Here is a 697-nt window from a genome sequence, read left to right as displayed (position 1 = left end):
GGCAATCAAACTGGCGAGACGAGGACTGACGGCAAAACCTTCCTCAGCCAAGTTGATCACTGGCTGAATGATCTTTTTCCATTCCAGCTTGCCGTATTTTTGGTGGGTATCCCACAACAGTTTGACGGTGCCCGGCGTCGCGACAGATCGTCCACCTACAACGGCATCATAGAATTGCAGCGGCTGGCCTTGGTCGTCCAAAAACAGTGTTGGGGTTGCGGCGAGGGGCGCAGTTTCTCGACCATCATAAGTGGTGAGCTTTTGTTGTTCGCCATCCCAATACACCAAAAATGCGCCGCCACCAATACCGGAAGACTGTGGTTCGACTAAGCCAAGCATCAGTTGTACCGCCACCATAGCATCAATGGCATTGCCGCCTTGCTCCAGTACATCAGCACCTGCTTGGGTAGCAATTGGGTTCGCTGCTGTCACCATATAGTCTTTGGCTTTGACCAGTTGTTTGTGCTCAAGCCCAGTACTTTGCTCTGGGGCAATCGCATCGGTGGCTTGGTTTGCAAACGCGGTGTGGGTGATAGAGGCGCTAAGAAAAAGACCCGTAGACACGAGTCGGTTGAACGTCCAATGCATGATGACTCTCCATGTTGCCAGTTTGATTGTTCAGCTTGGCAGCCATGGAGAAGATCGTCGAGTCAGCGTTTTAATAAATGTCGGGTGTGCGACGCTTTTAAATCAGAGA

General features: G+C 51.5%; 1 protein-coding gene. It reads right to left on the bottom strand.

What is annotated here, in order from left to right; all coding sequences use genetic code 11:
• The coding region (locus R7093_RS25640) for a gamma-glutamyltransferase (protein WP_318147073.1) at positions 1–588 on the bottom strand (588 nt) is incomplete at its 3' end.
• Between the last annotated feature and the right edge of the window lie 109 nt (positions 589–697).

The sequence above is a fragment of the Vibrio sp. 1580 genome, from assembly GCF_033340055.1.
This window is presented reverse-complemented; position numbering and strand designations above follow the sequence as displayed.